The sequence below is a fragment of the Acidovorax sp. SUPP2825 genome (genome assembly GCF_030158995.1).
In the GTDB taxonomy this organism is placed as follows: domain Bacteria; phylum Pseudomonadota; class Gammaproteobacteria; order Burkholderiales; family Burkholderiaceae_C; genus Paracidovorax.
Map to the genome: position 1 here is coordinate 1 of NZ_BQXK01000042.1, position 7223 is coordinate 7223.

Genomic DNA, 7223 nt, shown 5'->3' on the forward strand with positions numbered 1-7223 from the left:
AGAGGGCAGCGGCGGCTTCGCTGGCGATGCAGCCGTCGGCATGGCGGTCCGTGAGCAACGCACTGCGGGCATGGGCCGCTTGCAGGGTCGCGGTATCGAGCAGGCTGTCCACGGCCATCAGCAGCGCGGTGTCGTAGGAGTCACCGTCGCAAGGGCCGAGGGCCTGCAGTGCGGCAAAACCTGCCGTGTGCCCGCCGCGAACGAAGCGGCACGGCACGGCACCGAGCGTTGCGCTGGCCGCAGGGCCAGCCCAACGCCCGAGTTCGGCCAGGGCCTGCTGCCAAAGATCGGTGCTTTCGCCGTCGCTCATGCGCTCGGGCAAGGCGAGCGCCATGCGGGCGGGAGCGGCCCACTCCGCATCGTGTCCCGGCTGTGCCATCGAAGACACCACGTCGGCCAAGGCGGCACCGAGCAGCCGGGCGAGGCGGGATACGCCCACTGCGCCCGATGTGATCTCCGGGCACGGTGCGGTCGTGATGGCATGCGGGCCGACGCCGGGGTGTGCTGCTTTCCGGAACCGTTTTTGCAGACCCACCCAGGATGCGGCGGACTGCCAGGCGCTGGTCCCGGCCGAGGTGACGGCTCCAGCGTGTGCGATGTGCCAAACGCCTGGTGCGGCGGGTGCGGTCGAAAGTGGTGGCATCTCGATGGATCAGGGAAAGGGGGATTGGGCGCTGGGTGTGCGGGCATGTGCCGCGACGTGCATCACGCCGATCCGCTCCAGTGCGGGCGGCGCGATCACGGCGCGCCACAGCAGCGAGGCGCGCTGCGTTGCGGTGTCCACCAGCAGCGTGTCCCAACGCAGTTCCTGGGGCGGGAGCAGCGTGCCGCCTGCGGTCTCTGCCTGCACGGTCAGTGCCAGTTGCGGCCATGTGAAATACAGCGGACCCTCTTCCGACATGCCGTGCAGGGCCAGGCAATGGCCCGGGTGGGGGCTTTCGCGCAGTTGCAGCGCATCGGGCGCAGCGTTGTGGTGGCGCGGGTCAAAGTCCTCGGGCAGTTCGGGCGCGCGGGTCGATGCCCAAGTGTCGCCGAAGGTGCCCTGCAAGTCGCGGCGCGGGACGTGGTGGGGCGGCACATGGCCGAGGGCGATGGGTTCGAGGGTGTCGTCCCAGGCGGTGATGGCTCGGTCCAGCGGTTCGATCCACGGCAGCGGTGCGCCTTTGGCGGCTGCGGCGCTGCGGTACCAGCCCATGCCCTCCGGGTTGGGCTCGAAGGCATGCACCTGGCCGGTTTGTGGGTCTTTCTCCTGTCCGCCGAAGGCAAAGGGGCGCAGGAGCGGGATGCGCGATGCGGTGGCGTCGTTCGAGGCCCGCAGCCTGCCGATCAATCCAAGTTCGGGCAGCCAGGTGCGTGGAGCGAACGCGCGCAGTTCGATCAGGCGCCGCGATCCACTGGTGCCGAGGTAGTCCACTGCGGCATCGATCCATGGTCGCGGGCAGCCGTCCGGCGCAATGGCCCAGCCGTTCACGATCAGATCGAAGCAGGGCTTGGGCGGCACGTACTCGGTTTCCAGGCGGGTCCAGAGTTCATGCTGGCGTGCTGCGATGGCAGCAGCCTGGGCGGCTTCCAGGGGGAGGCTGCCGAGCGTCTGGCGCACGCCCTCGCGGGAGATGGAGGCCTGGTCCCTTGCTGCGGCAAGTTGGGGCGGCAGGCCCGCTGCCTCAGCCAGTTGCCACGTTCCCTTGACGATCAGCAAAGCTGCGTTGCGCCGTTCGGCGTCCTGGTGCGGAAAGACTTCAGTGCGAAACGGCGTGTGGTTGAGGACCGGGCAAGTCATGGTGGTGGCGGATCGGCTTGCAGGCTGGCCACCAACTGCACGGTCTCCACCGCGGCCATCTGCCGGGCGGCGAGGTCTTCGTGGGACAGCGTAAACGGACGGTGGGTGGTCGCCGCATGCTCCACGTAGAGCCAGCTGCGCAGCGCATGCCCGACGTCGAAGGCTTGCGTCAGCCGATGGGTCTGCGTGATCGGCTGGCCCGAGCGGATGCGGATGGCATCGAGCGCCCACAGGCGATCCTTGAGTGCAGGATCTGTCCAGTGGGTGATTTGGTCTGGCTCCAGCCCCGTGCAGCCGTTGGCCGCGAACACTTTGCAGGCGACGGCGCGCAAGGCGCGTCGGCGCTCGTCGGAGGTGCCCTGGGAGTTCACCAGCTCGCCCGGTACGTGGCCGAACACCAGCCGCAGCACGTCGCGCTCGCCCGGCTCCACGGGCCGCTCCTGCCGTTCGATGAAATCGAGTACCGGCAGCAGCCCTTCGATGCGCCCCGCAAGGGCCGCGACCCGCAGCGCCGTGTCGTTGGGCACCCGGAGCCCTTGCAGGACGGCACCCAGGGCCGCTTCGGGTTCGCGCGCGGCCCACAGCGCCAGCGCCGCGTCGGCCGCGGCGGCCCAGCCGATGGGGTGCGATTGCTCGGTGGGGCCGTCTGCGGCGGTGATCCGGTCGATGTAGCGGCGCAGTTCCGGCTGCAGCCGGTGCCCGCCCATCACGCCCAGGGCCTGCAGCGTGGTGATCTGCCGGGCGAGGTCCTGGCCCTGCAGCACGGCTATCCAGCGCTCTTCGGCTCGGGGCGGCACCTGCCCCATGCGCGCGCAGGCCAGAAGGCAGGCGTCCTGGTCCGCTCCGCGCACCGCTGCCGCATGGACCGCGGCAATGTGCTCCGGCAATGCGAGCCGCCCCGCCAGTTCCACGCCGCAGGCCAGCAGCTGGGCGTCGTCCGACGCCAGAAGGTGGCCGCAGGTATCCGGTGCGGCATAGAACCACAGGGCATCCCGAACGCAGACGGGTTGCGCTGCATGCAGGCGGGCGATGAGGTCCAGGCGCGTCGCCACATCGGTTTGGTGCTGCTCTGCCAGCGCAACGCGCACGAACGCGGCACCTGCGATTTCCTCGGGCTGGGCCTTGCCGTCGAGAACCGCCGCCGCGTCCAGGCAGGCGGTGCCGTAGTAGCGGCCGACGGCGATGAGCGCGTCCAGGCGCTGATCGACGGCCTTCAAGGCGCGCAACGTATGCCCACCGCGCAACATGCCCGAGCGCCGGCCGTAGGCTCGGACGGCGATCCCCATCTGCCGGGTCAGCATGCCGGGCAATGGCGGGGGTGTGGAAGGTCGAATGCGAGGAATCATGGGCCGGAAAGGAAGGGCGGTAGCGGTCCTGCCACGCGATGACGGTCTGCCTCGCACCGCGAACGCAGTGGCGGCCACGGCGCGGCGCAGAAAGGTCAGTTCAACTCGATGGAGCCGCCTTCGACGCGATGGGTTTCGACCGCCGCCGATGTGATCTGGTGGCCCCGGATTTCGACCGATCCATCCTGCGAGAACTGCATGCGCGCATCGGCGCAGCGCAGCAGCACGCTGCTGACCGCGCTCAATTCGAGCTGGGTCACTTCCAGCGACAGCGCCCCGGTTGCCCGGTCGAATTGCCAGGGCGCAGCGGCGGGCGCGCCAGGGCAGGGCCAAGCCGCGACGATCAGCGCTGGCAAGGGCGCGTCTCCTGGCACCGCCGATGGAAGGTCCGCAGGCAGGGCCGCGAGTACGTATTGGCCTTCGATCACCCCTGGCATCTGGGATGCCAGTGCCGCACGATGTTCCTGCCCTCGGTACTGCAGGGTCACGGTGCCATCTGCCTCCTGTCGCAGGACTTGCGCTGGCAGGAAGGACCATGCGGAATCGGTGGGCGAGGCGACCAAGGATGAGGCATTTCGGAGCATGCGGGGATCAGTTTTCATGGATGCCCCCGGAAAGGGTGGTCACGTCGCTGGAGCCGATGAGGCGGATGCTGTTGCCGTTGGCGGTGATGGTGCCGTCGGCCTGGAGGGTGATCGAACTGGCACCGACTTTCAGCGTGATCGTCTCCGCATCCATGGTGATGCTGGAGCCGCCACCACCGCCACTGGCATCTCCGCCGCCACCCCCTACGTTGAGGCTGTACTTGGTGCCGACCACCGTGGTCTGATTGGTGCCCACCTTGACGTCCTGGTCGCTGCCCACCGTGGTGCTTTGGTTCTTGCCCACGATGGTGGCCATGATCGCCCCGACATTGAGGTTATAGACCACGCCCACGTTTTCCATGCGGCCGATGCCCACGTTCTGCATGGAGGCGATGCCGATGGTTTCGGTCTTGAACTTGCCGACCTTGATCGACCAGTTGTTGCCGATCTTGTCCTTCTCATTGCGACCGATGGTTTTTGTCCGGTTCTTGCCGATGCTCACCGTCTCGTCGATACCGACGTCCTCGCGGCGGTTGTCCCCGATGCTGATCCGCTCATCATGGTCCACCCGCTCGGTGCGGTTGTTGTGGACCGTGATGTCCTCATTCCGGTCCACTGTTTCCGTCCGGTCGCGGTGGATGACGTTGGTCTCGTCCCGGTCGATGGTCTTGCGGCGGTCCTGACCCACCCAGTGGTCTTCATCGTTCTCGACCTCGACGAGTTGGTCCTTCTGCGCATGCAGCCAAAGCTGCTCGGCCCCGGCCTTGTCCTCGAAGCGGATGGCGTTGGCATCGCCCGCGCCGTTCTTCAGGCCGTCGCCGAAGGCCCCGCCCTTGCTGGATTTGGTCTTGATGCCCGATTGCGTGGCGTTGCCCGGCAGCGCCCACGGCGGCATGTTGTCGGCGTTGTAGACGCAGCCGGTGATGATCGGGTAGTCCGGATCACCATTCAAAAAATCCACGATGACCTCGTGGCCGACGCGCGGGATGAACATGGCCCCGAAGCCCGAGCCCGCCCAACTGCTAGACACCCGCACCCAGCAACTGGAGTTCTCGTTCATGGCGCCCACGCGGTCCCAGTGGAACTGAACCTTGACGCGGCCGTATTGGTCGGGCCAGATTTCCTCGCCGGGTGGGCCGACCACCACCGCCGTCTGCGGACCGGTGGTGCGCGGCTTGCGCGTGGTGCGCTCAGGCGTGTACGGCAAGCTGGTGGGCTGGGCTTGCAAAGTGAACTTCTGGAACGAGCCTTCTTCCTGCGGCGTGCCCTTGGGGCCGGGCGCGGCGGCGCTGACCTGGGGGTTTTCCTTGAAGTGGTATTCGAGGCCGGTCAGCAGGTACTGCTGGTTCTGGTCTTCCCGCGGGTAGTTCTCCAGCGTGAAGGTGTAGCCGGGGGCGAGCGCCCGGTGGCGCGACTGGCCCCGGACGGTGCTTTGGCCGGTGAGGCTCGATTGCAGGCGCACGCGGGCATAGGCCTCGCCGTCGCCGAACTGGGTGTAGCCGCCCGGCCATTCGTAGACTTCGTGGGCGTCGTGCGCGTGCCCCGGCGGGGTCTGGCGCATGTTGGACAGGTCGGCACGGGGTTTCTGGAAGTCGTAGTCGTCGTTGTAGTGCCGCCCGGAGTGGATGGCCTGGTGCAGTTCCCAGGCGTGGATGTTCTCCTTGTCGGCGACCGCAGCCTTCTCCGGGGGATAGAACGGGATGACCGCCGCCCCCGGCAGCGGGCTGTGCGAGGCGACGATGTCGTCGGCCAGGATCAGGATGTGCTGGCCGGCGGCATGCTCGAAGTAGTAGTACGCCCCTTCGTGCTCCAGCAGCCGGGACACGAAGTCGCAATCGCTCTCGCCGTATTGCACGCAATAGTCCCAGCGGCGGTAGCTGCGGGTGAGCTTCTTTTGCAGGGGGTAGCCGTATTTGCCCAAGACCTCTTCGACGATCTCCGGGACGGTCTTGTTCTGGAATATTTTGAAATCGGTCTTGCGGGTGGCGAGCCACAGCCAGGGCTGCAGGCGCAGCCGGTAGGAGTAGGAGCGGTGGTCCTCGCCCTGCATCCCGAAGCGGGTGACGATGCCGTCCAGATAGCGCCGGCCGCCGCCTTGCGTTTCCACCACGACCGTGGCGTTCTTGCCCAGGAGTGCCTTCGGGTCGATGCTTTTGCTGTCGCTCAGCAAATCCAGGTCGAGGCAGAACAGTTGGCTGATGGCTTCCTTGCCCTGCAACTGCCGGAACTGCAGTTGCTCTCCCAGGGGCGTTTGGATCGTGACTCGGCGGGTCATTGGTATGCGGACCCGCAATGGGGCCTGGTGGCGTTGAAACGGCGGCGATCATATCCCGTCAGATGGAATATCGAGCCATTTCTCCCTTGCACCAGACCTGTCTAAATGCGTCCAAGCGTAACTATTCAGCCACTTTGATTCCCATTGTCACAATTAAATGCTGGCCGGTAGAGCGACAGCACTTCCCTCTGCGATTGTCTTCAGAGGCCATGCCCACAGGCAAACCTGCAATCTCCTGACCCCATTTTGAAACCTCATTTGAGGCCCGGACAGGCCGTCGCTTGTTTGGCTCTCGTACACTGATAGTGCCGCCCATCTCAGGCGGTAAAGCGGCCGGGCAGAGACTTGGCGTGGACTAGCGCATCGGATTTGTGAGGCCGCGCCGTTCAAAAAAGCATTTATACGGGAGAACTCATGAAATCATGTGCTTCACGCTGTGGGGGGTTGACCCGCAGCGCTTTCGCTATGGTGTGTTTTGGTCTCGCTACTTTGGCATCGGCAACCGAGCGTGGCTCGCCTCAGCTGATTTCCCAGAAAGAAGCTGCGGCAGTGGATGCGGGCAAGATCGCGATGGTTATGGGAGTGAGCATCGATGAGGCTGATGGTCGCCTGCGGTTGCAAAGGGCAACCAATGAGCTGGGCCGATCTCTTCGTGAGAAATATTCAGCGCGCTTGGCCGGCTTGTACAGAGAATGGACACCAGTCCCTCGCTTCGTCGTGCGATTGAAAGGACCGGAAGCGGAGCCTTCCCAAGATTTGACGGTTACCGACGAGCCGTTTCATATCATTTTCCAAACCGGGGCAACGCACGCCCTTGCCGAACTGCGCAAAGCACAGAGCGATCACGCCCGTGCCCTTGCTGAAGCGTTTCCGACCCTGCAATCCACTCGCATCGATGAGCGCACGGGAGAACTGGTCATCTCTGTGCTGCCCCAAGATGCCAACACGCAAGCACCGTCTCGTGCTACGGCGATTACCGGAGTGCCAACACGCGTCGAACTGGGAGATGTACCGCGCCAGTTGGCCTTGAACGGGGGAGGTGGCTTCACCATCGGGGGGGTGAATGCGGCATGTACTGGGGGGTTCGTAGTCATTGCCAACGATACCCAAACGGGAGCCTCTCACAACCCCATGTTTGACGAATCCGAATAGGGAGGAGTGGGCGCCAGTAGCCGTTTGAGCGTGATGAGGCCCAGCAGCGGTCTGCGCCTGGGTGCATGAGGGGCCTTGCAGGCCCG

At 65.7% G+C, this 7223-nt stretch carries 5 protein-coding genes and 1 pseudogene; 1 reads left to right on the forward strand and 5 read right to left on the reverse strand.

The window, feature by feature from the left end; genetic code table 11:
* The 5 genes and pseudogenes from AVAK2825_RS24400 to AVAK2825_RS24420 form a co-directional block, all read right to left on the reverse strand.
* Nucleotides 1–439, reverse strand: a pseudogene (locus AVAK2825_RS24400) (hypothetical protein); the annotation flags it as partial.
* Nucleotides 440–652: 213 nt separating this feature from the next.
* A complete protein-coding gene (locus AVAK2825_RS24405; RefSeq protein WP_284403078.1) occupies nt 653–1780 on the reverse strand; it encodes a DUF2169 family type VI secretion system accessory protein in 1128 nt (375 codons plus the stop codon).
* Nucleotides 1777–3081: a hypothetical protein gene (locus AVAK2825_RS24410; RefSeq protein ID WP_284403080.1), complete on the reverse strand. Its 1305-nt coding sequence runs from the start codon at nt 3079–3081 to the stop codon at nt 1777–1779. The genes AVAK2825_RS24405 and AVAK2825_RS24410 overlap by 4 nt, the downstream gene beginning before the upstream one ends.
* Before the next feature lie 140 nt (nt 3082–3221).
* Nucleotides 3222–3728 carry a hypothetical protein gene (locus AVAK2825_RS24415; RefSeq protein WP_284403082.1) on the reverse strand — a complete coding sequence of 169 codons (507 nt, stop codon included), beginning with the start codon at nt 3726–3728 and terminating at the stop codon, nt 3222–3224.
* Entirely contained in the window at nt 3718–5985 is a 2268-nt protein-coding gene (locus AVAK2825_RS24420) for a type VI secretion system Vgr family protein (protein ID WP_284403083.1), read from the reverse strand. The genes AVAK2825_RS24415 and AVAK2825_RS24420 overlap by 11 nt, the downstream gene beginning before the upstream one ends.
* 444 nt (nt 5986–6429) lie before the next feature.
* Here AVAK2825_RS24420 and AVAK2825_RS24425 point away from each other — a divergent pair, with 444 nt between their 5' ends.
* A complete protein-coding gene (locus AVAK2825_RS24425) occupies nt 6430–7137 on the forward strand; it encodes a hypothetical protein (protein WP_284403084.1) in 708 nt (235 codons plus the stop codon).
* The last annotated feature ends 86 nt before the right edge of the window (nt 7138–7223 follow it).